Genomic DNA, 25,613 nt, shown 5'->3' on the forward strand with positions numbered 1-25,613 from the left:
GCTACCTCATTTAGCCTACCCTTTAATCGAGCACTTGGCAGTCACCCTGCTCTATACCAAGTGCTGTAAAATGGCCGCAGATCCTACCATATAAAATAGCAGTGGCCAGTGATTTATGCCGATAAAGCGAGATTTATCACTTAGGCTGTAACCAAGCGCCAGCCTGCTCGGCCACAATCTCGGCAAGTAGCTGAATATGGGCGGCATCGTCATTAAGGCAAGGGATAAAACGATAGCTTTCACCGCCAGCTTCAATAAAGCTTTCTTTGCCGCCGATGGAGATCTCCTCTAATGTCTCTAAGCAATCCACCGCAAAGGCGGGACACATAATATCGACACTGCGAATGCCCTCTTCTGGCAGGACTTCAAGCATGGCATCGGTCGCCGGCGTTAGCCATTCCTCCTTACCAAACTTAGACTGAAAACACAGACGCCACTGGCTATCATTGAGCCCTAGTTCCTTGGCCAGTAACCTGGACGTCTCCTGACACTGCTGCTGATAAGGATCGCCCTCTGTCACATAACGCACAGGCACGCCATGATAAGACATTAACAGACACTGGGCCTGACCGTGCTCATCCCAGTGACGACGCACCGACTCAGCCAAGGCTTTTATATAAGTTGGGTGCTGATAATAGGCTTTACTGAAACGGGTTTCAGGATAATCGCGTCGCTGCTTGTAAATCTCGGCAATGGCATCGAACACAGGCGCCACAGTCGAGCAGGAGTACTGCGGATAGAGCGGCAGCACTACGACTTTATCGACGCCTTGATGAATTAGCTTATCAAGCCCAGCCTGCAGGGATGGATTGCCGTAGCTCATTCCCAGCTCCACCGGAATTTCACGTCCATGAATTTTCGCTAACAACAAAGAGAGTGCCTCTCTTTGTCTCTCGCTTATCACCATAAGCGGCGAGCCATCTTGCCACCAGATGGATTGATATAGCTTAGCGACCGCTTTGGGCCGAGTATTTAAAATAATGCCGTTAAGGATAGGTTTCCAGATCAGCGGATTGAGATCCACGACGCGAGGATCACTTAAAAACTGCTTCAAAAACTGTTTTACATCTGCAGGGGTGGGCGTGTCTGGTGTGCCTAAATTAACCAGCAAGACGCCCATTTTTGCAGGCGTTGAAGATGAGATTGAATTCAAACGATTTTCCTACCCGAAATGATAACCAATTTTATTCTAGGCTAGCATTGCGCCAGCCATAAAAAAAGCCCAACTCAGTGGGCTTTAATCAATTATGAGAAGCGGCTCATGCCAGTTCTCAGCTATTCAATCTAAGTGCTCTTAAATATAAGTGCGCTTGAATATAAGTGGGCTTAAACCTAAACGTAAGAAACCTAAGTTAACCTATGGTTTTTTCGATCGCTTCACTGACAGCGGCAACGGTTTGAGTACCATCAAACTTGTTGTAAGTCAGTTTGCCCTCTTGGGCAACTTTGCCATAGTACTCAACCAGAGGCTTAGTCTGCTCATGGTAGATCCCAAGGCGTTTACGCACTGTGCTCTCTTCATCGTCAGGGCGGATCACCAGCTCTTCACCAGTGACATCATCTTTGCCTTCAACCTTAGGTGGATTGTAAACCACATGGTAAACGCGGCCAGAACCTGGGTGAACACGACGTCCGCTCATGCGCTTAACTATCTCTTCGTCCGGCACATCAATTTCGATCACATGATCGATCTCTATGCCGCTAGCCGCCATTGCATCAGCCTGAGGAATAGTTCGAGGGAAACCGTCGAGCAGGAAACCTTTGGCACAATCATCTTGAGCCACACGCTCTTTTACCAGGCCAATGATCAGCTCATCAGACACCAGCTGGCCAGCATCCATCACTTTCTTGGCTTCCAGACCAAGCGGAGTGCCCGCTTTTACCGCCGCACGTAACATGTCGCCAGTAGAGATCTGTGGTACACCGTACTTTTCCATGATGAACTGAGCCTGAGTACCTTTACCGGCACCTGGGGCACCTAATAGCATAATGCGCATCTGAGAGTCCTCTTATTTCGCATAATTATATTTTTCATTGGGCGGCGATCTTCGCACAAATGGCCGCCATTTTGAAGTAGCTGAGCCTGAGTTTGCATTCGACTTTAGGCTGATAGTCAGCGATTAACTGTTTTTCACGGCATTTTCAGTCAAATTCACTGAAATTAAGCCGTGAAGCCGCAGTATCAATAGAGTAAAGAGTAGAGCTTACGTCGAAATTGATTGGCCGTGACATTCCCTTGGCCCATGGCGGTTAAGATTTCCATGAAAAGCAGCTTGATCTGACCATCCTGTGCGTTGATATCATTACTGAGTACAGCAAACAACTTCTCAAGTGCCTCCTCATCACGTTTGGCGCCATGCAATGCCTTACATAAAGAGAGCAGCAAGGCTAAATCGCCGGGCGATGCATCGACACTCTCCTGAAGCTTTCGGATCTCCGGCGTATCGGCCGCATCTAAGGCCAAGGACAATTTGGCTTTCAGGCTCTGATAGTAGCTGTCTTGATCGGCCAGCCCTATCCCATCGAGCAGAACTTTTGCCTGCGCTACCTGCCCTAGCATCAAGAGTGCATCGGCATACACAAGGGCGACTTCAGCATGAGGCTGTTCCTGATAGGCGGCTTTCAGCAGAGGTAAGGCATTAACAGCATCATCCTGTGCCAACAAGGTTTTCGCCTGATTGAGATCCAGCTGCCACTGTGCTGGGAGATGTTTGGCCAACATGGCCTCTATCTGATCCACAGGTAAGGGGCCAGCAAAGCCATCAATCGGCTTACCCTCTGTCAGTAACAGTGTGGTTGGCAGACTCTGGATCTGAAAATATTGGGCGATTTCAATCTCTGCATCGCAATTGACTTTCGCCAGGATAAAACGGCCCGACTGAGCAAGCTGCTCCAGGCTCTGGCCTAAGGCCATGCTGTCTGGGCTCTGCTGACTCCAGAAGGTTAAGATCACCAGTTGCTGCATCGACGCATCGACCACCTGCTGGATATTCTCTTTAGTTAAATCCAATACGCTGTCCATATCATTCCTTAGAGGCTTATCTCTTACCTTAGGGGCTATCTCTTAGCATCTTTAGTCTGTGTGACTCAATGAATAAGAGGCAGCTAGGCTGCCTCTTATTCGATGCTATCTTATTTGACACTCGCAAGCAGCATCTTGTTCATCAGCTTAATGAAGGCCGAAGGATCGGCTAAACTGCCCTTCTCAGAAAGCTGAGCCTGTTGTAAGAGTAGCTCAGCCCATTGGCTAAAGGCTTCCTCATCCTGCTCGGCATCTAAGCGAGACACTAAGGGATGCGCTGGGTTGAGCTCAAATACCGGCTTGCTTTCAGGAACAAATTGCCCCGCCGCCTGCATCAGTTTGATCATCTGTGATGACATCTCACCTTCACCGGCAACCACACAGGCTGGAGTATCGGTCAGACGCGTCGTCACTTTCACCTCGGAAACCTTGTCACCCAGAGCCTCTTTAACCCGCTTTACCAGGCCTTCAGACTCGCTCTGCAGCTTCTCTTGTTCCTCTTTTTCAGCCGCATCTTCCAGATCCCCAAGTTCGAGATCGCCGCGAGTGACCGAGTGTAACTGCTTGCCATCAAACTCAGTTAAGTGGTTGATTAACCACTCATCAATACGCTCAGACATGAGTAAGACTTCGATGCCCTTCTTACGCAGTACCTCAAGGTGAGGACTGTTAACCGCCGCCTCATGGCTGTCAGCCACAATATAGTAGATCTTGTTCTGGCCCTCTTTCATGCGCTCAACATAGTCACTTAAAGACACAGTGTGCGCCGCCTCATTAGTATGGGTAGAGGCAAAACGCAGCAGCGCGGCAATCTTCTCTTTGTTGGCGAAATCTTCGGCAGGGCCCTCTTTCAATACCTGGCCAAATTCGGCCCAGAAAGTCTGGTATTTCTCTGGCTCGTTCTTTGCCAGCTTCTCCAGCATGCTAAGTACACGCTTGGTGACGGCGGTACGCAGCGCCGTAGTAACCTTGTTATCTTGCAAAATCTCACGAGAGACGTTGAGCGGCAGATCGTTAGAATCGATTAAGCCCTGCACGAAACGCAGGTAGCTGGGCATAAACTGCTCGGCATCGTCCATCACAAATACACGCTGAACGAAGAGTTTCAGGCCATGTTTACGGTCTCGGTTCCATAGATCCCAAGGCGCTTTCGAAGGGATGTAAAGCAAGCTGGTGTATTCCTGCTTACCTTCGACGCGATTGTGGCTCCACAGCAGCGGATCGGCAAAATCATGGGAGATATGCTTGTAGAACTCCTGATACTCCTCGTCGGTCACATCGCTCTTGTTACGGGTCCACAGGGCCGTAGCCTTGTTCATCGCTTGCCATTTACCCTCAGTGGCAGGGATGGCTTCTCCGCCCTCTTCTGTGGCTTCTTTGGCGGGCGTACCCTCTTGCCACATCTCAACAGGCACAGAGATATGATCAGAATATTTGGTGATGATTGAGCGCAGACGGTAATCGCTGGCAAACTCTTTCTCATCTTCGCGCAGATGCAAGATGATCTCGGTACCGCGAGATGCTTTAACTATGTTCTCAACGGTAAACTCACCTTCCCCCGTTGACTCCCACTGCACAGCCTCATCGGCAGCATGCCCGGCAGCGCGGGTACGAACTGTGACTTTATCGGCAACGATAAAGGCCGAATAGAACCCCACACCAAACTGACCAATGAGCTTTGAGTCTTTCGATTCATCACCAGAGAGGTTCTTGAAGAACTCAGCCGTGCCCGACTTGGCTATGGTGCCTAAGTGTTCAATCACACCATCACGGGTCATACCTATGCCATTGTCTTCTATGGTGACTGTGCCTTTCTCGCTGTCGGCGCTGACACGCACACGTAGCTCGCCGTCGCCTTCATATAACTCATCTTTGGTTAAGGCTTCATAGCGAAGTTTATCGGCGGCATCGGCAGCGTTGGAGACCAATTCACGCAAGAAAATCTCTTTGTTGGAGTACAAAGAGTGGATCATCAAATTAAGCAGTTGTTTGACTTCTGTTTGAAAGCCATGGGTTTCTTGTTGTGACATCGATTATTCCTTCTTAAATTCACAAACGACACTCTATGGCTAAAGAGATGGGGCTGGAATTTCACTTTTCAAGCCAGATTTTTATCTTAAGTTTTATTTGCTCAAAAAAAATCCAACTCTGTTGGAGTTGGATTTTATCTCTAAGGTTTTCACCACTAAAAGCTATGGTTTACAAAGGCAAGCGCCCATTGAACGACAGGGCCAAGGTGGTGCTGTCCACATATTCAAGCTCACCGCCGACGGGCACACCATGGGCGATACGGCTGACCTTCACCTGATACTGCCGGGCAAGATCGGCAATATAGTGAGCCGTGGCATCTCCCTCCACCGTCGGATTCGTAGCAAGGATCAGCTCGCTCACGTCACCCGATGCCAGATGCTGCTCTAGCAGACTCAGGCCAAGCTCGTCGGGTCCCACACCGTCTAACGGCGACAGGTGACCTAAGAGCACAAAATAACGACCGGAAAAATAGCCTCCCGCCTCGATAGCTAATACATCGGCCGGGGTTTCTACCACACAGATCAGATCCGACTGTCCGCGGCGACTGCTGGCGCAGATTGGACACAGGGTCTCTTCGGTGAAAGTGCGGCATGCACTGCAGTGACCAACATCACTCATGGCGCTGGCAAGGGATTGAGAGAGCTTCTGCCCCGCCTTGCGATCCCGCTCCAAAAGCTGAAATGCCATGCGCTGCGCCGACTTGGGGCCCACACCGGGCAAGCAACGCAGCGACTGTATTAACTCATCAACGAGAGGGCTGAACTTCATGATTAGAATGGCATCTTCATGCCAGGTGGCAGTTGCATGCCGCCTGTGACTTCCGCCATCTTCTCTTTTTGGCTCTGCTCAACACGACGCGCAGCATCGTTACAGGCCGCGGCAATCAGATCTTCAAGCATCTCTTTATCATCTTCTAGCAGGCTTGGGTCGATCTCAACCTTACGCACGCTGTGAGAACCTGTCATAGTGACTTTTACAAGACCCGCACCGGCTTCACCGGTCACTTCCATACGTGCGATCTCTTCCTGCACTTTGGCCATCTTGTCTTGCATCATCTGGGCTTGTTTCATTAGGTTGCCCATACCGCCTTTTCCAAACATATTGCGTTCTCTTCGATATTAAAAAACTGGCTAATCTTACTGAATTAGCGCCAATAAGCAATCAATGCTGATCACCAAATAAAAACTTAAGCTGTAACGCCTTTCATTAATGTGATTCGGCCAGCTCAAGAAAGTTCGACTTATCGATAAGCTCGATAGCCTGACCTCGCTGACCTAAACGCTCGGGAGCATAGCTTAAACTATCGGGCACCATCTGAGCCCCCATGGCCTGAGAGAGCCAGCGAATATGCTCATCACTGACGAGCTCCTGCTCAGCTAGGGCTAACAGCTCGCCATGGAAACGCTTGCGGATCTCAAGCGGCGTTTCCCGCCCCTTGACCACACCAACGCTAAAGCTCACCTGACAAGGCTCACCCAAAGCCGTGGATAACGCCTCTTCAAGCTGCGCGACAGCCGCCGCGGCTTCAAGATGCTTTTGATCCGGCTTTAATACTAAGGGCAGCGGCTCGCTAAACTGCTGGCACACAGAGTTCACTGCAAGCTGTCTTACCCGCCCGCCAATCTCCAATGCCGCCATCAGGCGATACCATTTAAGATCTGTGCTATCGCCGGTAATGGACTCGCTCACACTTAGTTGAGTAGAGTGCTGACTCAGCACCTGATCTGGCAAGGACTTTTGTGGCTTAAGCTGCTCTTGAGAAACAGGCTGCTCTTGAGAAACAGCCGGCTCTTGAGATACAAGCTGGGTTTGAGAAATAGCCTGCTCTTGAGCCGCCTTGTCTGTTGTATCTTTAGCCTTAAGCTCGCTGTGTTGCTCATGAGTCACGTCATTTTCAGGCGTCACATCCTTTAATGAACTGACCTCGACAGCCGCATTGGGTTTATCTTCCCAGGGCGGCCTGTCGTCCAGATCATCTTTGGATTTGTCCTCTATCGCTTTGTCATCTGAGGCTTTATCGCTCTGTGTGGTTCCCGCATCGGTCTGCCTCTTAGGCGGCACGTAGGCCTTAACCTGCACTTCAGACTTTTTTGCGTCACTCTCCTTAGATGGTTTGACATCCAGCTCGCTAAGTAAGGAGTCTCTTGCCGCAAGCACAGCATCGAGCAGATCATCGCTGCAGGGCGCCACAGATGCTGCTTCTTTTACTTGAGATGCTGCTGTTTGAGAGACTGCTTGAGAGGCTTCTCTTGCAGCAACATCAGTCTGACTTGGCTGACTTGGCTGACTTGGCTGACTAGCAAGGTAGGCCTCATAATCCAGGGCATCTTGCCCATTAGCCGCTAACTCATCGCCATAGTCTGGTGTCATCTCATCGTAAGCGTCGAACAGTGATGGGCTTGACGCATTACTCGCCTTGCTTTGACCCGAATCGCTCACATTCGTCTCGTTAGCATGAGTCTCACTAACATGAGTCTCGCTAGTAGACGTATCATCTTTGCTCAGCTGTGTCTGACTGGCAGCCTGACTTAAGATCAGTGCCTGCTCAGACAGTAAACTGGCATCATCACAATCCACATCCTTCTCGCTATGCTGCGCTTTGGCACTGCTAGCTTCTGCTGTACTGCCAGTCTCTTGTCTATTTTCTGCCTCTGGCCCAGTTTCTGAGTCTTGTTCATTCTCAGCTTGGCTTTCACCCACTGTTTGCTTCACAGTAGCGGGGGCAGCTGACTTGACTGGCGCGGCTGATTTTGCGGGCATCACTGGCAAGGTCAGTTTTTCAGGAGCATGACCCGACGCCGATACAGTGGTGTCCTGAGGCGCAGTTTGCTTACCTGGCTCACTCTGCCACTTTTTTGCCGGCGATTCGGGCACAAAAGCCACGGCACGCAGCATGGCCATCTCCAGCCCAGATTTAGGATCCGGCGCATGGGGGAGATCCTTACGGCCAGTCAATAAGAGCTGATAATAAAGCTGAACCTGCTCGGGTGGGAGCTGGGCGGCAAAGGCAGCTATCTGCTGGGCATACTTGGAAAGCTGCGCCGCGGCGGGAGCAAATTGGGTTAAGGTGATCTGATGCAGCAGCTCCAGCAGGCTGCGGAGCACCTCTACAGGCTCTGCGCCGTATGACAGCACTTCATCTATGACTTGCATCAACTTGGCAATATCGCCATCACACAAGGCTTTGAGTAGAACGATGACATAATGCTCATCTATCGTGCCGAGCATGGTCTGAACCTGAGAAAGCTGTACCTGCCCGGCGCCAAACGCGATGGCCTGATCCGTTAAGCTCAGCGCATCACGCATACTGCCATTGGCCGCTTTGGCGAGCAGTGTTAGCGCGCCCTCGTCGAAATGGATCTGTTCCTGCTTGAGGATATGGCTCAGCTGCACACTGATCTCATCTAAGGTGAGACTCTTAAGATTAAACTGCAGACAGCGAGATAAAACCGTGACTGGCAAACGTTGGGGATCTGTGGTCGCCAGCAGAAACTTCACATGTTCAGGCGGCTCTTCCAATGTCTTGAGTAAGGCATTAAAGCTGCTGCGCGATAACATGTGCACTTCGTCAATCAAGTAGACTTTATAGCGGCCACGGGATGGACGGTACTGGACGTTATCCAACAATTCGCGGGTATCATCCACCTTGGTGCGCGAGGCGGCGTCCACTTCGATCAGATCGACAAATCGCCCCTGGGCAATTTCAACACAGCTAGCACACTGGCCACAGGGCTGGGCTGTGACGCCTTGTTCGCAATTAAGCCCCTTGGCAAACAGTCGCGCCAAGCTGGTCTTACCCACTCCTCGAGTGCCCGAAAAGAGATAAGCATGATGTAATCGATTCTGCATGAGCGCATTGGTTAAGGCATGCAATACATGAGATTGCCCGACCATTTGCTCAAATTTGGCAGGGCGCCATTTTCTGGCTAACACCTGATATGACATGTCACTCCCCAAATTGTCATCACCCAAAACGGAAATTTCTTCCGACTAGCTGCCAACAATAACATGCAAATGCCTCAGTCGCTAGCAAGCAAACACCTCCACCTGACGTTTTAAACAATCACCAAATCGCGATTAACACCAGCGCGTAGACTTGAGTTTAAAATGTGCAAGTGAGTTAAGAATCAATGAGCTAGGCTGTTTAAAATAATTTTGCAGGTAGAAAATTGCAGGCAGAAAAAATGCCACTCGTTTCTCACCAGTGGCATTTAATATTTAAACCAGATTAACGGCTGTGAGATGCGATTATTCGCCTTCAAACTCACAGAGTTTAACAATTTCAAGACCCGATGCTTGTAAGCGCGTTTCACCGCCTAATTCTGGCAGAGAAATAACAAACGCCGCATGCTTGGCTTCACCGCCAAGTTTACGAATTAACTTCACTGTGGCTTCGATGGTGCCACCTGTTGCTAACAGATCGTCAACCACCAATACTTTATCACCCGATTGGATAGCATCTGTATGTAACTCTAGTGAATCGTGACCATATTCAAGCTCATAGCTTTCGCTGATAGTCTCACGTGGTAGTTTTCCTGGCTTGCGCACAGGAATGAAACCCACTCCCAGGGCAAGCGCTAAAGGCGCACCAAAGAGAAATCCGCGCGCTTCAGTACCCACAACCTTAGTGAAGCCACGATCTTTATACTGCTCGGTCAACAACTCGATCACTGCTTGATAGGCACTATGATTTTCCATCAGGCTGGTCACATCCCTGAACATGATCCCTGGTTTGGGATAGTTAGGGATCGTTTTAATACTCTCTTTGATTAACGCTAACTTGTCTTGATTCATTACTAACATCTTTTTTTAACGCCCTTTAAAGGGAAAAACTGGCCAAAGACCAGTTTATGAGAAAATTTTCGGCTTAGCTTAAGCCTCTTTACACTCCCTTGCAACTGTGACGCCCTAAAGCCTCTCCTTGCTCACAAAATCAGCTTTAGTCATCCAGCTCAGGGACACGCCACAAATAAAGCAGCAAAGCCAAACACATCCCCAGCAGCATCAACTTAACCCACAGCAGCGGCACTAATACTATGCTCACCATAAAACTCAGGCTAGTCATGATGTAGGCTTTACGTTTCAGATCTTTACGTATACCGCCTTGCTCTTCCCAATCCTGCAGCGCCTGAGCAAACCAGGGATGACTGATTAGCCACTGATGTAATCTTTGGCTTGAACGGGCAAAACAGAACGAGGCCAGCAAGATAAAAGGCACAGTCGGCAGCAGCGGTACAAAAATGCCGATAAGGCCAAGTGCCAGGCTCAAACAGCCAATCAGCAGCAATAATCCCCGAGTCATTCATCCACCCATAAAAAACCACTCAAAATAGAGTGGTTAGTATATCTAAATTTGCACTTAACTTAAGTAAAAAACGAGTAAAAAGTCAGTGTAAAACGCAAGCAGTTTAGCCTGAAATCACAGCAGTTGCAGATGTTTCAGCCAAGACAGGGTTGCTGGCAGGGTTGGCAACATGAGTACCAACAAAAAGCCAATGAAATAAACGAAATTAAAAGGGTCTTTAAACGGCTGACTCATAGATTCCTCACGCAAAATTAATGGTTTTTATTGATCTAGATCAAATTTTACCGCCATTATAGTGAGTCATCTTTAAGATAGAAAGCCCAAAAAGCCATTAATTCCCCTAAGCCTGACAGGCATTCCCTTTAGGTGCGATCCCCCATGACTATCCCTTTAGCAATCATCTGTTGCAGCAGTTGCCGGCAACCAGACTCGAGTACGCCTGCTGCCATCTCAGGATAGGTAGCCGCCAGCCAATCACAAATTGCTTGAAATACTTGCCCCTGCTGTGAAATATATCCCAGCACCTGAGCACTTAAGGCCTGTAACTGCAGGAAACACACCTCATCTTCTGCATCCCGGTAGATACAAAAAAACTGCGGCTCGTGACTCGGGATCTCGGGGCGATACTCGGGTGAAATTCGCTGCACTTCATATCGGTATTGCGCCACCTTAGCACTGGCGCTCAGTACCAACTTAACGCTATCTATCTGCTCCAAGGTGATAACTTGCTGCAAGGGATCATCCTGCTCTGTGGCCACCACCAGCTCGAGCCATTCATAGTGCGCCAGCTCCAGCATAAAATCGGGATCCCCAGGGCCTGGCTGATACTCATCTTGCAGAAAGAGTAAAAACTCCTGGGCGATATCCAGAAAGATGGGGGAACTGCAATCATGCTTTACAAAAAAGTCTTGTACTAATGCTAACCAATCCCTCTCATGGTACAGAGAGCGCAGCACAGGAAAGCCATTATCGACAAAGCCTTTCATATTGTTGAAAAACAGCTCCCGATAAATTGTCATGCGGCGCAGATCCGTCCCCTCAGGCAAGGGACGATTCGGATCGCGGATATAATCGATAAAACGCTGCTGAACAGCTTGAAATGCCATTATGCGCTCCTGCCAAGCTTATCTAACTGAGCAGTTTGGTAGCCATGGATCTGCCTGATCTCCCTTAGCAATTCATCGGTAGCGGGAATATTAAAATCCCTTTCCAGCAAGGTCGGAAACACCCCATGATGCTGATAACAGGCCTCGAGTAATTGCCACACAGGCGAAATCACCTCACTGCCATGGGTATCTACCAGCAGATCCGATGCTTCCTCATAATGACCGGCAATATGCAGATAGGCTATCCGCTCTGTCGGCATGGCGCGCATAAACTCAAAAGGATCATATTGATGATTGATAGAGTTGACATAGATGTTATTCACATCCAGCAGCAGCCTGCAGTCCGCCTCTTCCAGAACATGCTGGACGAACTCAAGCTCGGTTAACTCGCTTGCGGGAGCCGCATAAAAGGAGACATTTTCCAGGATCAATGGACGCTCTAAAATCGCCTCAACCTGCTTGACCCGTTTCGCCACATAAGTAACCGCGGCATCGGTAAAAGGGATCGGCATCAGATCGTAAAGATGCCCTGCTCCCGAGCAGTAACTTAAATGCTCCGAATAGAGTTCGATATTATGCTGATCGAGAAAATGTTTTACCTGCTTGATAAAGCGGATATCCAGAGGTGCCGGACTGCCGATAGAGAGCGACAAGCCATGGCAGAAGAAACGGTGTTTTTCGGTGAGCTGACGAAACTGACGTCCAAACTTACCTCCTAGAGTCATCCAGTTCTCCGGTGCGACCTCAAGAAAATCGATCTCGCGGGGAAGCGCCTGGCAAAATTCCCCCAACATCTCACGCCTTAATCCTAACCCGACTCTAGCTTGGCTCAACATACACACTCCACACTTGTTCTCAACTGGTCGCCAAAACAGATTAGGCCAGTAAACACTGACCTAATCATTGTCACCTTAGCTAGGGCAGACTAAGATTTTGCACCACCACATTTACCTTCTTTGGCTTTCTTTTCGCCTGTTTTCTTCATCTCTTCGCCACATTTACCCTCTTTGCCTTTCTTCATCATCTCTTCGCCGCACTTACCTTCGCCGCACTTGCCTTCTTTGGCCATCTCTTTCGCGGACTCGCTCATGCCACGCTCGCCCTCTTTGGCTTTCTTCATCTTCTCGCCGCACTTACCTTCACCGCATTTACCTTCGTTGTTGGCGATTTGGTAGCCAGACTGCATCTCAACATAGCCAAATGGGTCGGCTTGAACCTGAGTGCTTATACTGCCCCCAACCATCACAGAGCCCAGTGCAACAGCCACAGCGGTATTTTTTGCTAATTTCATAATCTCTTCCTTATTTGCTTAATGTATGCAATTGGTTACCAACACCACTTCATTGTCGGCTGATTGATATGACCAGATATTTAACTGTTTTATTTCAAAAACCAATCAAACATCACATTTATGATACAAAAAGCATGCTAGTGCAAGCTAAGTAACACAGTCACATAGGTAACTGTTTCGCTTTTATCTGCATCGGCGCTGGCGTAGAATAAGCGCCCTTTTGGCTTTGCCGCCTGTTATTAACCCTTGGTAAAGCCGTCGACCCAATAGCTAATTTTGAGACTTAAACATGCGCGTGATCTTAGCCCCGATGGAAGGCGTAGCCGATGCACCTATGCGAGCCCTGCTTACCAGTGTGGGAGGCTATGACTTAGTCATCAGTGAATTTATCCGCGTGGTGGATCAACTGCTGCCGGAAAAAGTCTTTTTCCGACTCTGCTCCGAGCTCAAATATCAATGTCATACTCCATCGGGGACTCCGGTGCGTCTGCAGCTCTTAGGGCAACACCCGAACTGGATGGCTGAAAACGCAGTGCGGGCAATTGAGCTTGGCTCCCATGGCGTTGACATCAACTATGGCTGCCCGGCACCTATGGTTAACCGCAGCAATGGCGGCGCCGCCCTGTTAAAAGAGCCGGAAACCATCTATCAGGTGACCAAGGCCGTGCGTGATGCTGTGCCTAAAGAAAAACCGGTAACGGCCAAGATCCGCTTAGGTTGGGATGATAAAAGTCGCTGTGTCGAGATTGCCGAGGCGATCGCCTCTGCTGGTGCCAATGAACTGACCGTCCATGCCCGCACCAAAGAGGAGGCCTATCGCCCTCCTGCCCACTGGCAATATATCAAGTTGATAAAAGAGCATATTAATATTCCTGTTATCGCCAACGGCGAGATCTGGAACCGAGAAGATTATTTAAAATGCCAGATTGCCAGCGATTGTGATGATGTGATGCTGGGACGGGGCGCACTCACAGTCCCTAACCTGGCTCATGTAGTGAAAGGTCATCAGCAAGCCATGGCCTGGGACGATGTAAAAGCACTGCTTATTCAGTACTCAGAATTTGAGGTGGTCAGTGAAAAACAGCAATATTATCACGCTCGTATCAAGCAATGGCTAAGATTTATCTCGCGTCATTATGAACAAGCCGAAGCCTTGTTTTTACAGATAAGAATCCTGAAAGATACCCGACAAATACTCTCATTACTGCAGGACTCTTAAACACGGCTTTGATCAGGGTCAAAATGACCTAATACTTTTTGTGCAATGAGACAATATTACTCAAAATATCGCTGCAATTTGATCTTAGTCATAGCCAAGATTGCCAAGCTGTTTAGACTTTATATTCTAGACACCAACAAGGCAGCAATTTGTGAACAGCTCTCGTATCAGACATGAACTATCGCTACTCGAAACCAATATCAGAGTTGGATTATCGCAGCTGCTTGCACAAAAGCAGCTTGAAATCGATAGTAAAACCCTCAGTTTATCGGCATTAATCGAGCAGATGAGCGCAAGTAAACTCACCTGCGAACCGCTTTTCACTAAGCTCACCCAGCTTGATGCAGCCCTCTGTCAGCTCGATATAGGTCTATATGGACTGTGCGCCGATTGTGAGTCAGAAATTGAAGCATCGCGATTGATGGCCGATCCTTTAGAGCAAAGGTGCGCCGAGTGTGCGGCCAACCATGCTCACGAGCACAGACAGGAACTGAGGCTGAATTACTAGTCCGTTAAAAATGAGCCTCTGCTTATTGATCTAGTCAGAATTAACCAAAAAAAACCTCCTTTACAGGAGGCTTTGGCTTGCTAAGTAACAGGGAGTGTTATTAACAATAGTGTTTGGGCTTTGTTTGTTATGGCTTAAAAAGTTTGCTCTAAGCGCAGGAACACAGTTCTGCCCATCACATCGTACAAATCTGTCTTCACATCGCGGTAATCGACAAATCCATCGTACCAAGTCGGCGCATCTTCACTTGTCAGGTTATTAACCCCAAGCGTCAGCTTACCGTTCCATGGGTGAACATAGCTCACCTGCACGTTGTGCTTATAGTAAGGCGACACTGCAGCTAGGAAATCATAACCGTACTCTTCGTTACCCGAATACTGTGAACCAACATAATAGGTGGTCCAGGCCGCCGACCAATCACCTTGAGCCCAGTTGATGTTCACATTACCTCGGTATTTGGGGTAGTCCTGCAGGCCAGCGTAATCGAATGGCTCTTCACCGGCAGCAGAGGTCTGTGCATATTCATCCACATAACCTAGCTCTGCCTTAAAGGTCCAGTCGCCCATGCCAGTTTCTAAGAAGTAAGCCGCCTTAAAGTCGATACCCGAGGTTTCAAGGGATGCCATGTTCTGATCGAAGCTGTAGGCCGTATCAATCTTGCCATCTGGGCCACGTACAATAGCCGTTGATGAGCCATTGTCCACCTCATCTTTCAAAAGACGCGTCAGGCTGGTAGAGGCGATCTGATTGTCCAGGGTCAAGTCATAGTAAGACACTTCAACTGACAACTCGTCGGTCGCGTTCCATACGATACCCGTTGTGAAGGACTCACCCTCTTCAGGCTTAAGATCTGGGTTGCCACCAAACCAGGTCTTGTGCTGCTGCTGAGGGCGACAATACACTGGATCGGCATTATTGTTAGCATCACACCATACGGTATCCAGCGCACTTTCGAAACTCAACGCTTGAGTTGCGAACATCTCACCCATGTTTGGTGCGCGGAACGACTCACCCCAGCTTGCACGAACTAAGAGTGAATCGACCGGACGCCATGCAATACCCACTTGCGGTGTAGTGCTATCGAAGGTGCCATTCACAAACTGCGCCCCAACATCACCTTCCTGCTCATACTTGTCATAACGTACAGCCGCGTTCACATCGATATTAAAGGGTAGAGACGCCTGCAGCTCTACGTAGGCCGAGGTGCGGTCACGGGTTGCGTTGACATCGTCACCACCTGAGCCACCAGAGACTTTACCTGAAGCAGACTGAGGATCACTGAACTGAGTGTAATCGACACGCTCGAATTCTGTCCCCACAACACCTGCAAGAGAAAAATCACCGCTATCAAGGAGCAGAGTCGATGCTAATACATCCACCTGTGAGCTGATAAACTGCGCCTGATAAGTACCTGTGTGGGCCGCCTGACCATAAAAATCTGTCATCATGGCATCCCAGTCACCATAGCTCATGCCTGTGGTGTTGAAGATATCGTACTGCTCAGAATCGATAAGGTTCTGCACTATATCATCGTTGATCAGGTTAGTGTTCCACACGTTAGTGCTCGAACGGCTATGCTGGGCATTGATCTCCCAATCAAGGCCATTACCCAGATCTGCATATCCGATAATGCCGCCCAAGAAATCGATAGAGTTGATCTCAGTATGGGTATCACGAGCACCAATGAATGCCGAGCGCAGTGACAAATCTAAATCTTTACCCACAGGATTATACTGATGTGAGGCACTCATGGTCGGCACATTGGTCGATACTGGCGTCCCCGCATAACGGGTATCGGTTTCAGACATAGAGGCACTGGCGCGGCCGCGGAACTGGATATCATCAGTTAGGCTGTAGTTAAAGTTAGACAGCACAGAGTTTTGCACCACATTACCAAACAGCTTAGTTACCATTCCGTGGTTATAGAGACATTGGCCATTGTTTTGCCCGTCTGTGTAGTCCACTGAGTTAGGTGCCTGAGCACAGATAGCCGAGTTTGAATAGTTAGCAAATATTGGGTCGCCGTCTGCATCGACAGTGCCAGTATCATATTTACCCGTAGGTACTGCACCAAAACTACTGAAAGCGCCATAGGTTGGGTCATCGAACTTCCAGATATCCCTATCCATCACAGCTTGAGCATTGTAATACTCATAGCTCAGAGTGATATTCCCTTTTTCGCTTGAGTAACCAGTCGTGACGTTAAAGCGATGTTCATCACCGCCTTTTTCTTCGGGTAGAGATGCATCATAAGCGAATGTAAGGCCTTCGAAGTTTTTCTTGGTGATGATGTTAATCACACCTGCTACCGCGTCTGAGCCGTAAACCGCCGATGCCCCTTCACGCAGGATCTCAATACGCTCCACAATCGCCATAGGGATACGGGAAGTATCGGCTGCGGCGCCTGAGCTGGCACTGGTACCCGGCATACGACGGCCATCGAGCAGAACCAAGGTATAATGCGATGGCAGACCACGCATCTGGATACTGCTAGTTGCCGATGCACCCGACCCCAAACCAGAGGTACCACGGTGAGAGCCGAAACTGTTGACCGAGGAGTTATTTAGCACATCGGCAACTGTGGCTTCACCTGACATCTGAATATCGGCAGCCGTTAATACAGTGACAGGTGATGCCGTCTCCATATCAACCTGCTTAATACGCGAGCCTGTTACCTCGATACGTTCTACTTTTTCACCGTTTTCATCAGCAGCAAAAGCGACACCTGAAAAAGCGATACTTGAGGTCGCGGCGGCAATTAAACCAACCCGTACAGCCTTTGCAGTTAAAGTTAAAGAGTTCATGTTTTTCCCCTCATGTTCTGAGATTTAAATAATTAAACCCCACTCCATTAATCTTTATAGTTTTATTATTTAAAAGAAGTTAATTCCTTCGCCGCCGATATTGTTAAAAAAGAAACAAGCTGTCAACAAGCACAACATCAAAACAACCTAATTGAAAACAATTGATACATTTGAAGATTAAAAAAACAGAACGAAAAAATACAAATTATTTTAAATCAAAGACTTAAAAAGGAGATTGAATATCGAACAATTATTTAGCTACCCAATCAAAAATGGATACAAATTAATACAACTGTTTTTATTATGTTTTATTTTTTAATTTATTTAATAAATATTAAACATAGGTATCGGTAATTTAATTTTTAAATATAACCTAATAAAAAATCCGGCTTAACTTTGCTGAAATTAAAAAATCTAATTTAATCAGCAATGAAATAATAATAAAAAACGACTGTCATTTAGGGTTAATACAAAACTTATGCTTGAAAAAGGCTTATGCTTGAAAAAGACTTATGCTTGAAAAAACTTGGGCTTGAAACAAAACTTATCTTGAAAAGGACTGGGGCGTGATACAAAACTGGTAAGACAGGAATTACGCGGTTACGCTTGTGTTGCTGATGGGGTTGGTGTTCGATTTTGGGTAGGCTTGCACTGCTGCTAAGCAATAAAAAAGCCGCAATCTGCGGCTTTGATACAAAATAGACACACTTAAGGGAATAGTAATTAAGGTCCTTAACTGCGCTGACGGGGCGTTTTACTCGCCGTCGTTTTATGCTTGCGCACAGCACGACGGATCTTGGCACTCTTCACCTTAGCCCGCGCAACACTGTGCTTATCAGTGCCCATCAGAGTACGGTTTTCAGGCGCTAAGCCCGCCAGCTCTCTTAAATAGTTCACTTGTTCCACAGGCAGCTCAACCCATCCCCCACGAGGCAGTGACTTGGGCAGTTCAATCATACCGTAACGGATACGAATAAGACGACTCACCTGGATCTCTTGGGACTCCCACAAACGACGAACCTCACGGTTACGCCCTTCTGCGAGTGACACATGCCACCACTTGTTCATCCCCTCGCCACCAGCGGGTTTGACTTTATCAAAGTGCGCCGGGCCATCTTCCAGGGTCACGCCACTGCGCAAACGCTGCACACAAGCATCGGTCACCTCACCAAAGGTACGCACCGCATATTCACGCTCGACTTCGTGTGATGGGTGCATCAGGCGGTTGGCCAGCTCACCATCAGAAGTAAACAGCAATAAGCCTGAGGTATTTATATCCAGACGCCCTACGGCAACCCAGCGAGAATCACGGGTACGAGGCAGGCGGTCAAATACCGTTGGTCGCCCTTCAGGATCTTTGCGACTACAGATCTCACCTTCAGGCTTGTGGTAGGCGATCACACGGCAGACAAGATCCTGCTCGGCTTTAATAGATACCGCGCGGCCATCGATACGGATTTTGGCATCGGCTTCGACACGATCACCGAGTTTTGCGATTTCACCGTCAATACTAACTCGACCTGCAGCAATCCATGCCTCCATCTCACGACGGGAGCCATGGCCTGCACGGGCCAAGACTTTCTGCAATTTTTCACTCATTAGTTGACTCTTTTACGTTTCAGACTCTGTCTCAGGTTCAGGCAAATGCTCCTTGTAAATTGCCGAGCCGGAAAACAGCGCTGCTAATGACTCAGGATCGGATAATTCAGGAAGATCTGCTATTCGATCTAAGCCAAAATAGGCTAAAAATTCAGTTGTTGTGGCATACAGAGCGGGCCGTCCCGGCACCTCTTTATGCCCAACAATTTTAATCCAGTTTCTGTCGGATAGTGTTTTCATGATATGGCTACCGACTGCCACACCACGTACTTGTTCTATATCGCCTCGGGTCACAGGCTGACGATAGGCGATCACCGCCAAGGTCTCTAAGGTCGCCCGAGAATATTTAGGCGCCTTCTCCTGCCATAAACGCTGCAGATAGGGACTGAGCATCTCTATGGTCTGGAATCTATACCCACCGGCCACACTGACCAGTGTCACCCCGCGTCCTTGATAATCCTGTTGTAGCTCATCAAGTGCCGCTTTAATGCGCGAACGTGATACGCTAAAGTCCGCCAGCACACCCTCGGTTAACTGTTTAATGGAAACCGTCTTGGCCATCACAAACAGGCTGGCTTCGATAAGCTGTTTTAGTTGTTGTTGATTGATGTTTAGTTTACTTGTCGACAATCCCATATGCCCTAACATGTATGGTCGACAAAGGCTGCGCCTGGATCAAGTCGACCAATAACTCTTTAACCAACTCCATTAATGCCAGAAAACTCACTACAACACCGGCCCTCCCTTCGCTGACATCAAACAGCTGCTCGAAAGGCAGGTAAGATTTGCCTTCAAGCATGGCTAAGATCTGCGTCATCCGCTCCCGGGTCGATAGATATTCACGACGTACATGGTGATGCTCTGTCGCCTCAACCCGCTTGAGCACGGCGGCAAAGGCACCAACCAAGTCCACCAAAGACACAGGTGGCGGCACCACAATCGGCTTAATATCGGCCGCGGCCAGCGCCTTGGCCTGAAAAATGTCCCGCTCTAGACGCGGCAGTTCATCGAGTCGCTGCTGCGCCTCTTTGATGGTTTCATAGGCCTTTAACTGTCTTATCAGCTGCATACGAGGATCATCTTCTTCATCCTCTTGAGTCACAGGCTTAGGCAGTAACAGACGCGATTTAATCTCGGCTAAGGTGGCTGCCATCACCAGATAATCGGCGGCTATCTCCACTCTTGCCCCTTGCAACAACTCGATATACTCAAGGTATTGTTCGGTCACGGGGAAAATAGCCATATCGACCACATCAAGCTTTTGCTTGCGGATCAGGTAAAGCAGGAGATCCAGCGGCCCTTCGAAAGACTCTAAAAACACTTCCAGGGCTTCGGGCGGAATAAACAGATCGGCAGGTAGTTCCTTAACCACCTCTCCCCTGACAAGTACCAGCGGTAGACTCTGTTGTGTTCCCTGCATCCAAGCTCCTAATCTGTGTCGCCGCCTATTCTGTGTCGCCGCTATGCGTCACTGCTCTGGTTCTCAGCTATGCGTTACCGCAGGGCGTCACTCTTGTTCATCACAGTCTCGAAGAGACTCCCCTAAACAGACACCAAACACGCGATTATACCGACTCGCAAGGGGAATAGACAGAAATTTAACCACCGATTTAAATAAACTGGCTGACGTCACCCGCCCCTTCTCGCAGGATCTCGATTTCCCCTTCGGACATGTCGATCACTGTCGTCGGTTTCTGACCTAAATAACCACCATGGATAATCACATCCACCTGATGTTCCAAGATATCGCGAATATGCTCAGGGTCCGACTCGGTAAAACTTTCACCAGGCAGAATCAAACTGGTCGACATTAGAGGCTCATCTAGGGCTTCGAGCAGTGCCAGAGCAATCACATTATCAGGCACACGGATTCCGATAGTCTTCTTTTTCGGATTCTGTAACCGCTTAGGCACCTCTTTTGTCGCCTTAAAAATAAAGGTAAACGGCCCAGGGGTATTATGCTTTAGCACTCGGTATGCCTGGTTATCGACCCTGGCATAGCTCGCAAGCTCAGACTGATCCCGCACCATAAGGGAGAAATCATGATCATGATCTATCTGACGAATGCGCTCGATGCGTGTCATCGCATCCTTATTCCCCAGCAAGCAGCCCAGGGCGTAACCTGAATCGGTTGGATAAACCACCACGCCCCCCTGCTTAATCAAATTGACCGCCTGATTAATCAAGCGCGCCTGGGGGTTCTCTTCATGTACATAAAAAAACTGGCTCATAGTGTTTCCGTCCACCTATCCATCTGCCAGACCCAGTCAACACCCTGGGGCTGGAACATATTCTTACCTAACTCTATCCAACTGTCGGGAAAATGAAAGTCACTTCCTAACGATGCGGCAAGTTGATTCTGCCGGCTCAGGGCGATCAGATTATCTCTATCATCCAAGGTTTGCTGACCTAACACCACTTCCATGGCATCGCCCCCGGCGGCTTTAAAATCACGCACCAGGCGCTTTAACCATTTTGCCGACAGTTTATACCCGCTGGGATGCGCCAACACGGCGATGCCGTGAGCCTGATGGATAATCTTAATCGCGGTCGCCATATCCGACCAATTATTGGGTACATAACCGGTTTTATTACGGGCTAAATATTTCTTAAAAACAGAAGCTGCATCGGGCGCATATCCATTGTTTGCAAGCCAGCGAGCATAGTGGCCACGGCTCAGCGCCGCGCCATCGGCTAAGGCCAGAGCACCCTCATAAGCGCCCTCTATCCCCGCCTTCGCCAGGCGACGGCCTATCTCCTGAGCACGGCTGTCACGCAGCAGCCGCTGGTTATCCAAAAAGTCGATGAGTTCACTGTTGTTGCAGTCCAAATTCAAACCGACAATGTGAATATCGAAATGATTCCAGCTGCTTGAGATCTCACAACCATCAATCAATTTCAGCGGTTTGGGTTGAGACTGATTAAATTGATGGGCCTCGGCCAAGCCCGCCAAAGTATCATGATCTGTGATAGCCAGTACCTGAACCCCTTGTTCAAGGGCCCTGGCCACAAGCTCAGATGGGGTCAATTGACCATCGGATGCAGTGGTGTGGCTATGGAGGTCGATTAAAAGTGTTTCAGTTGTCATTCTCTTATTCTACTCGACTTTATTAGTAGAAACATCCAATTGGGTGAAATACTGCAATTCGAGTCGTTGGCCGGGACACGAGATGAGCGACTCGAAATAGAAAGTGATTAATCAAAAAAATATTCCATTGACAGCCAGACCATAACAATGTTTTTATAACACCTCTCAATTTTTATATGCAGCGATAAATGACACAGACTACAGCGTTCAACAGCATCAACTGGTGGTGGCACTTCCCAAATTAGCGGGTGGTGTGAAACTCTGTGCTCATATAAAAGAGACAAGAAATAACATAAAAGCCCGCATTTAATGCGGGCTTTTTGCGTTTAATGGCTTAATTTTTATCACAAAATCTGACAAGGCTTAGCACACTGCAATTTAGGCTAAGGTTATATAAAGGTTGAAACAACCATCATGGAGCAAGTAAACATGGCGCATGACACTCTGGCATCGGTCAGCACACACAAGGAGCGGATAACCTATCATGATGATCCGCTCAACCTCTATCAGCAGCTCACTCATGATGCGCCAAATACCTTGCTATTGGAATCGGCCGAAATAGACAGTAAAGATCACCTCAAAAGCATAGTGATGACCCACGCCGCCATGATGATCCGTTGTGAAGGCTACACACTCACATTTAAGGCGCTCACCCCCAATGGACAAACACTTCTGTCACCCATACACCACTATTTCAGCCAAGATGATGCCAGGCTAGGCGCAGCTCAGCTCGAAGACGACGGCCTTATATTGCAACTGCGTAAGCCCTCGGGACAACTCGATGAGGATGCAAAATTAAAAGCCACCTCTCCCTTGGATGGCCTGCGCACCCTACTCCAGCAGATAGAGACTGTCGATAAGCCCGAGTTTGAATCCCTGTTTCTCGGCGGCGTGCTCGCTTACGATCTTATCGATACCATCGAGCCGCTCCCGACTGTGTCAGACAGTGATAACACCTGCCCCGATTACCTGTTCTATTTGGCTGAAACCCTGATCTTAGTGGATCATCAGGACCAGCGGGCCGATATCATCACCCATGATTTCAGCGGCTTAAATACCTTTAGCGCCCATTTCAGTGAACGTAGAGACAAGCTAAAGCAGGCCTGTGAAACCCTATCGCCTATCGAGCCCCTTTGCAGCGTCGAAGCCGACGTTCAGGTCAATATCTCAGACGATGACTTTAAGACTGTGGTCAATAATCTCAAAGAGCATATAAACGCTGGCGACATCTTTCAGGTGGTGCCTTCTCGCAGTTTCAGCCTGCCTTGTCCCAACACGCTCGGCGCCTATCGCGCCCTGCGTCTAACCAACCCTAGCCCCTATATGTTCTATTTTCGCGGCGAGGATTTCACCCTATTTGGCGCATCGCCAGAAAGTGCAATCAAGTATGAAGCCGCTACCAATCAGGTTGAGATCTACCCCATAGCCGGCACACGAAAGCGCGGCAAACTGGCCAATGGCGAGATAGATTTCGATCTCGACAGTCGCATTGAACTTGAGCTGAGACTCGATAAGAAAGAGCTATCCGAGCACTTAATGCTGGTGGATTTAGCCCGTAACGACGTGGCTCGCATTAGCCAAAGCGGCAGCCGCAAAGTGCCAGAACTACTGAAAGTCGATCGCTACTCCCATGTGATGCACTTAGTTAGCCGGGTGACAGGACAGCTACGCACAGATCTCGATGCGCTGCATGCCTATCAGGCCTGTATGAACATGGGCACGCTGACTGGCGCGCCTAAAGTGAGAGCCGCCCAGCTGATCCGCAAGGCAGAAAAGACCAGGCGCGGCAGCTATGGCGGCGCGGTCGGCTATCTCAACGCGTTAGGCGACATGGACACCTGTATCGTGATCCGCTCGGCGTTCGTCAAAAACGCTGTCGCCCACATTCAGGCCGGTGCTGGCTTGGTCTATGACTCAGATCCCCAGGCCGAAGCCGATGAAACCCGCCAAAAAGCCCAAGCCGTTATTTCCGCCATCAAGATGGGAGGTGGGCGATGAAAATCTACCTGTTAGACAATTTTGATTCCTTCACCTACAACCTGGTGGATCAATTCAGGACTTTGGGTTTTGAGGTCATTATCTACCGCAACGATCTTGAGGCAGACTTTATTGCAGACAAACTGCTAAATGAATTGGAACCTGCCGTGCTGGTGCTTTCACCTGGCCCAGGCGCACCTCACGAATCGGGCTGTTTAATGGCGCTCATCGAACGACTTGCAGGCAAAGTGCCTATGCTGGGGATCTGCTTGGGTCATCAGGCGATGATCGAGCATTTTGGCGGTAAAGTAGAGCGAGCCAAGCAAGTGGTGCACGGCAAGGCGAGTCTAACTTTGCACCATGGCCAAGGGATTTTCGATGGCCTGCCCTCGCCGCTGCCGGTCGCGCGTTATCACAGCCTGGTCGCGACTAAGGTGCCCAATTGCCTGGAGGTGATAGCCACCACAGACGAGATGCCAATGGCGATCTCCCATAAAAGCATTAAAGCGGTCGGCTTTCAGTTTCATCCCGAATCGATTCTGACCACCTTAGGCAGCCAACTGCTAACCCAAACCTTAGCTTACTTAACTGAGGATCTTCCCCACAGCAACCACAAGGAGCTCAGTAGATGAGTCAGCTGCAACCCATACTCGATAAGCTCTACCTGGGACAAAGTGCCAGCCGTGAAGAGGCAAAAACCCTTTTTAGCGCCGTTATCAATGGCGAGATGAGCGAGACTGTGATGGCGGCTATGCTGATCGCCATGAAAGTGCGCGGCGAAACCATAGCGGAGATCTCGGGTGCTGCCGATGCGCTGCTAAGTGCTGCCAAGCCCTTCCCCCAAGGCAATGACGCCACGCGTCAGCAGGGGATACTGGATATTGTCGGCACAGGCGGCGATGGCCATAACACAATCAATATCTCCACCACGGCCGCCTTTGTTGCCGCGGCCGCCGGTGCTAAGGTCGCCAAACATGGTAATCGGGGGGTGTCGAGCAAGTCGGGCTCCTCCGATCTTCTGTCTCAGTTTGGTATCGATCTCACCATGGCACCAGAAACCGCCAGAGACTGCCTGGACAAGTTAGGTCTCTGCTTCCTGTTTGCGCCTCACTATCATGGCGGAGTGCGCCACGCCGTGCCAGTGAGACAGGCACTCAAGACCCGAACCCTATTTAATCTATTAGGCCCCTTGATCAATCCATCTCGCCCCGATTATATCTTGCTCGGTGTCTACAGCCCTGAGCTGGTCGAGCCCATAACTCAGGTTCTAAAGGCGCTGGGAATGAAACGAGCCATGGTGGTTCACGGCTCAGGCCTAGATGAGGTTGCAGTCCATGGCGATACCCAGGTCTGCGAACTCAAAGAGGGGAGCATCACCCAATACACACTCACCCCGGCGCAGCTTGGGTTAAGTCAGACAAAATTATCTAAGCTTGAAGGCGGCACCCCGCAAGAAAACGCGGCTTTCACCCAGGCCATTTTACTCGGTAAGGGCGCTGATGCCCACCGCGATGCCGTCGCCGCCAATGCCGGCTGCGCCCTCTATGTCGCAGGTGTATGCGAATCGATAGCCGCAGGAGTACAACTTGCCCTCAGCACCTTAGCGAGCGGACGCACCTTCGATTTAGTCGAAAAACTCTCCAGCGCAAGCCAACAGGATTAA

Annotated in this window: 23 protein-coding genes; 5 read left to right on the forward strand and 18 right to left on the reverse strand. The window is 49.3% G+C overall.

All coding sequences use genetic code 11. The features are described 5' to 3' along the window. Window positions 1-136: 136 nt before the first annotated feature. The 12 genes from hemH to LZP69_RS05530 all read right to left on the reverse strand — a co-directional run bounded on the left by hemH (window position 137) and on the right by LZP69_RS05530 (window position 12,755). Window positions 137-1,120: a ferrochelatase gene (gene hemH, locus LZP69_RS05475; RefSeq protein WP_234199270.1), complete on the reverse strand. Its 984-nt coding sequence runs from the start codon at window positions 1,118-1,120 to the stop codon at window positions 137-139. Window positions 1,121-1,352: 232 nt separating this feature from the next. Next, on the reverse strand, window positions 1,353-1,997 hold the full coding sequence (gene adk, locus LZP69_RS05480) for an adenylate kinase (RefSeq protein ID WP_234199179.1): 645 nt from the start codon (window positions 1,995-1,997) through the stop codon (window positions 1,353-1,355). Between the two features lie 185 nt (window positions 1,998-2,182). After that, entirely contained in the window at window positions 2,183-3,022 is an 840-nt protein-coding gene (locus tag LZP69_RS05485; protein ID WP_234199180.1) for a co-chaperone YbbN, read from the reverse strand. 110 nt (window positions 3,023-3,132) lie between these two features. Beyond that, window positions 3,133-5,052, reverse strand: coding sequence for a molecular chaperone HtpG (htpG, locus tag LZP69_RS05490; RefSeq protein WP_234199181.1), 1,920 nt, complete (start codon window positions 5,050-5,052; stop codon window positions 3,133-3,135). A gap of 169 nt (window positions 5,053-5,221) precedes the next feature. Then, window positions 5,222-5,821: a recombination mediator RecR gene (recR, locus tag LZP69_RS05495; RefSeq protein ID WP_234199182.1), complete on the reverse strand. Its 600-nt coding sequence runs from the start codon at window positions 5,819-5,821 to the stop codon at window positions 5,222-5,224. 2 nt (window positions 5,822-5,823) lie between these two features. Beyond that, complete coding sequence (locus LZP69_RS05500; protein ID WP_234199183.1) at window positions 5,824-6,153, reverse strand: YbaB/EbfC family nucleoid-associated protein; 330 nt, start codon at window positions 6,151-6,153, stop codon at window positions 5,824-5,826. 106 nt (window positions 6,154-6,259) lie between these two features. Beyond that, window positions 6,260-8,998: a DNA polymerase III subunit gamma/tau gene (gene dnaX / locus LZP69_RS05505; protein ID WP_234199184.1), complete on the reverse strand. Its 2,739-nt coding sequence runs from the start codon at window positions 8,996-8,998 to the stop codon at window positions 6,260-6,262. Between the two features lie 303 nt (window positions 8,999-9,301). Continuing rightward, window positions 9,302-9,856 (reverse strand): adenine phosphoribosyltransferase, encoded by a 555-nt coding sequence (gene apt, locus LZP69_RS05510; protein WP_234199185.1) that lies wholly within the window; start codon window positions 9,854-9,856, stop codon window positions 9,302-9,304. 136 nt (window positions 9,857-9,992) lie between these two features. Further along, a complete protein-coding gene (locus tag LZP69_RS05515; RefSeq protein ID WP_234199186.1) occupies window positions 9,993-10,355 on the reverse strand; it encodes a YbaN family protein in 363 nt (120 codons plus the stop codon). 365 nt (window positions 10,356-10,720) lie between these two features. After that, entirely contained in the window at window positions 10,721-11,464 is a 744-nt protein-coding gene (locus LZP69_RS05520) for an HvfC family RiPP maturation protein (RefSeq protein ID WP_234199187.1), read from the reverse strand. Next, window positions 11,464-12,300 (reverse strand): HvfB family MNIO-type RiPP peptide maturase, encoded by an 837-nt coding sequence (locus LZP69_RS05525; protein ID WP_234199188.1) that lies wholly within the window; start codon window positions 12,298-12,300, stop codon window positions 11,464-11,466. The genes LZP69_RS05520 and LZP69_RS05525 overlap by 1 nt, the downstream gene beginning before the upstream one ends. Window positions 12,301-12,389: 89 nt before the next feature. Continuing rightward, entirely contained in the window at window positions 12,390-12,755 is a 366-nt protein-coding gene (locus LZP69_RS05530) for an HvfA family oxazolone/thioamide-modified RiPP metallophore (RefSeq protein ID WP_234199189.1), read from the reverse strand. 289 nt (window positions 12,756-13,044) lie between these two features. On the opposite strand from LZP69_RS05530, the gene dusC reads away from it, so the two are divergent. Then, on the forward strand, window positions 13,045-13,974 hold the full coding sequence (gene dusC, locus LZP69_RS05535) for a tRNA dihydrouridine(16) synthase DusC (protein WP_234199190.1): 930 nt from the start codon (window positions 13,045-13,047) through the stop codon (window positions 13,972-13,974). Between the two features lie 151 nt (window positions 13,975-14,125). After that, window positions 14,126-14,482, forward strand: a complete 357-nt coding sequence (locus LZP69_RS05540; RefSeq protein WP_234199191.1) for a TraR/DksA family transcriptional regulator — start codon at window positions 14,126-14,128, stop codon at window positions 14,480-14,482. 134 nt (window positions 14,483-14,616) lie between these two features. Here the strand turns inward: LZP69_RS05540 and LZP69_RS05545 are convergent, their stop codons facing one another. The 6 genes from LZP69_RS05545 to rnm all read right to left on the reverse strand — a co-directional run bounded on the left by LZP69_RS05545 (window position 14,617) and on the right by rnm (window position 21,973). Continuing rightward, on the reverse strand, window positions 14,617-17,286 hold the full coding sequence (locus LZP69_RS05545) for a TonB-dependent receptor (protein WP_234199192.1): 2,670 nt from the start codon (window positions 17,284-17,286) through the stop codon (window positions 14,617-14,619). 732 nt (window positions 17,287-18,018) lie between these two features. Next, window positions 18,019-18,885, reverse strand: coding sequence for a 23S rRNA pseudouridine(2605) synthase RluB (gene rluB / locus LZP69_RS05550; protein WP_234199193.1), 867 nt, complete (start codon window positions 18,883-18,885; stop codon window positions 18,019-18,021). Between the two features lie 12 nt (window positions 18,886-18,897). Then, window positions 18,898-19,521 (reverse strand): SMC-Scp complex subunit ScpB, encoded by a 624-nt coding sequence (gene scpB, locus LZP69_RS05555; RefSeq protein ID WP_442800663.1) that lies wholly within the window; start codon window positions 19,519-19,521, stop codon window positions 18,898-18,900. Next, window positions 19,502-20,305, reverse strand: coding sequence for a segregation and condensation protein A (locus LZP69_RS05560; protein ID WP_234199194.1), 804 nt, complete (start codon window positions 20,303-20,305; stop codon window positions 19,502-19,504). Before LZP69_RS05560 ends, scpB begins: the two co-directional genes overlap by 20 nt. Window positions 20,306-20,495: 190 nt before the next feature. Beyond that, a complete protein-coding gene (locus tag LZP69_RS05565; protein ID WP_234199195.1) occupies window positions 20,496-21,116 on the reverse strand; it encodes an L-threonylcarbamoyladenylate synthase in 621 nt (206 codons plus the stop codon). Beyond that, window positions 21,113-21,973, reverse strand: a complete 861-nt coding sequence (gene rnm, locus LZP69_RS05570; protein ID WP_234199196.1) for an RNase RNM — start codon at window positions 21,971-21,973, stop codon at window positions 21,113-21,115. The genes LZP69_RS05565 and rnm overlap by 4 nt, the downstream gene beginning before the upstream one ends. A 429-nt stretch (window positions 21,974-22,402) precedes the next feature. On the opposite strand from rnm, the gene LZP69_RS05575 reads away from it, so the two are divergent. The 3 genes from LZP69_RS05575 to trpD are packed head-to-tail and all read left to right on the forward strand — an operon-like array spanning window position 22,403 to window position 25,613. After that, window positions 22,403-23,971 (forward strand): anthranilate synthase component 1, encoded by a 1,569-nt coding sequence (locus tag LZP69_RS05575; protein ID WP_234199272.1) that lies wholly within the window; start codon window positions 22,403-22,405, stop codon window positions 23,969-23,971. After that, on the forward strand, window positions 23,968-24,582 hold the full coding sequence (locus LZP69_RS05580; RefSeq protein WP_234199197.1) for an aminodeoxychorismate/anthranilate synthase component II: 615 nt from the start codon (window positions 23,968-23,970) through the stop codon (window positions 24,580-24,582). The genes LZP69_RS05575 and LZP69_RS05580 overlap by 4 nt, the downstream gene beginning before the upstream one ends. Next, window positions 24,579-25,613, forward strand: a complete 1,035-nt coding sequence (trpD, locus tag LZP69_RS05585; protein WP_234199198.1) for an anthranilate phosphoribosyltransferase — start codon at window positions 24,579-24,581, stop codon at window positions 25,611-25,613. Before LZP69_RS05580 ends, trpD begins: the two co-directional genes overlap by 4 nt.

The organism is Shewanella sp. AS1 (assembly GCF_021412565.1).
In the GTDB taxonomy this organism is placed as follows: domain Bacteria; phylum Pseudomonadota; class Gammaproteobacteria; order Enterobacterales; family Shewanellaceae; genus Shewanella.

Excerpts from the sequence above, each read along its gene's own strand:
- hemH (WP_234199270.1), bottom strand. The coding sequence starts at position 1,120 with ATGGGCGTCTTGCTGGTTAATTTAGGCACACCAGACACGCCCACCCCT.
- adk (WP_234199179.1), bottom strand. The coding sequence starts at position 1,997 with ATGCGCATTATGCTATTAGGTGCCCCAGGTGCCGGTAAAGGTACTCAG.
- LZP69_RS05485 (WP_234199180.1), bottom strand. The coding sequence starts at position 3,022 with ATGGACAGCGTATTGGATTTAACTAAAGAGAATATCCAGCAGGTGGTC.
- htpG (WP_234199181.1), bottom strand. The coding sequence starts at position 5,052 with ATGTCACAACAAGAAACCCATGGCTTTCAAACAGAAGTCAAACAACTG.
- recR (WP_234199182.1), bottom strand. The coding sequence starts at position 5,821 with ATGAAGTTCAGCCCTCTCGTTGATGAGTTAATACAGTCGCTGCGTTGC.
- LZP69_RS05500 (WP_234199183.1), bottom strand. The coding sequence starts at position 6,153 with ATGTTTGGAAAAGGCGGTATGGGCAACCTAATGAAACAAGCCCAGATG.
- dnaX (WP_234199184.1), bottom strand. The coding sequence starts at position 8,998 with ATGTCATATCAGGTGTTAGCCAGAAAATGGCGCCCTGCCAAATTTGAG.
- apt (WP_234199185.1), bottom strand. The coding sequence starts at position 9,856 with ATGTTAGTAATGAATCAAGACAAGTTAGCGTTAATCAAAGAGAGTATT.
- LZP69_RS05515 (WP_234199186.1), bottom strand. The coding sequence starts at position 10,355 with ATGACTCGGGGATTATTGCTGCTGATTGGCTGTTTGAGCCTGGCACTT.
- LZP69_RS05520 (WP_234199187.1), bottom strand. The coding sequence starts at position 11,464 with ATGGCATTTCAAGCTGTTCAGCAGCGTTTTATCGATTATATCCGCGAT.
- LZP69_RS05525 (WP_234199188.1), bottom strand. The coding sequence starts at position 12,300 with ATGTTGAGCCAAGCTAGAGTCGGGTTAGGATTAAGGCGTGAGATGTTG.
- LZP69_RS05530 (WP_234199189.1), bottom strand. The coding sequence starts at position 12,755 with ATGAAATTAGCAAAAAATACCGCTGTGGCTGTTGCACTGGGCTCTGTG.
- dusC (WP_234199190.1), top strand. The coding sequence starts at position 13,045 with ATGCGCGTGATCTTAGCCCCGATGGAAGGCGTAGCCGATGCACCTATG.
- LZP69_RS05545 (WP_234199192.1), bottom strand. The coding sequence starts at position 17,286 with ATGAACTCTTTAACTTTAACTGCAAAGGCTGTACGGGTTGGTTTAATT.
- rluB (WP_234199193.1), bottom strand. The coding sequence starts at position 18,885 with ATGAGTGAAAAATTGCAGAAAGTCTTGGCCCGTGCAGGCCATGGCTCC.
- scpB (WP_442800663.1), bottom strand. The coding sequence starts at position 19,521 with ATGGGATTGTCGACAAGTAAACTAAACATCAATCAACAACAACTAAAA.
- LZP69_RS05560 (WP_234199194.1), bottom strand. The coding sequence starts at position 20,305 with ATGCAGGGAACACAACAGAGTCTACCGCTGGTACTTGTCAGGGGAGAG.
- LZP69_RS05565 (WP_234199195.1), bottom strand. The coding sequence starts at position 21,116 with ATGAGCCAGTTTTTTTATGTACATGAAGAGAACCCCCAGGCGCGCTTG.
- rnm (WP_234199196.1), bottom strand. The coding sequence starts at position 21,973 with ATGACAACTGAAACACTTTTAATCGACCTCCATAGCCACACCACTGCA.
- LZP69_RS05575 (WP_234199272.1), top strand. The coding sequence starts at position 22,403 with ATGGCGCATGACACTCTGGCATCGGTCAGCACACACAAGGAGCGGATA.
- LZP69_RS05580 (WP_234199197.1), top strand. The coding sequence starts at position 23,968 with ATGAAAATCTACCTGTTAGACAATTTTGATTCCTTCACCTACAACCTG.
- trpD (WP_234199198.1), top strand. The coding sequence starts at position 24,579 with ATGAGTCAGCTGCAACCCATACTCGATAAGCTCTACCTGGGACAAAGT.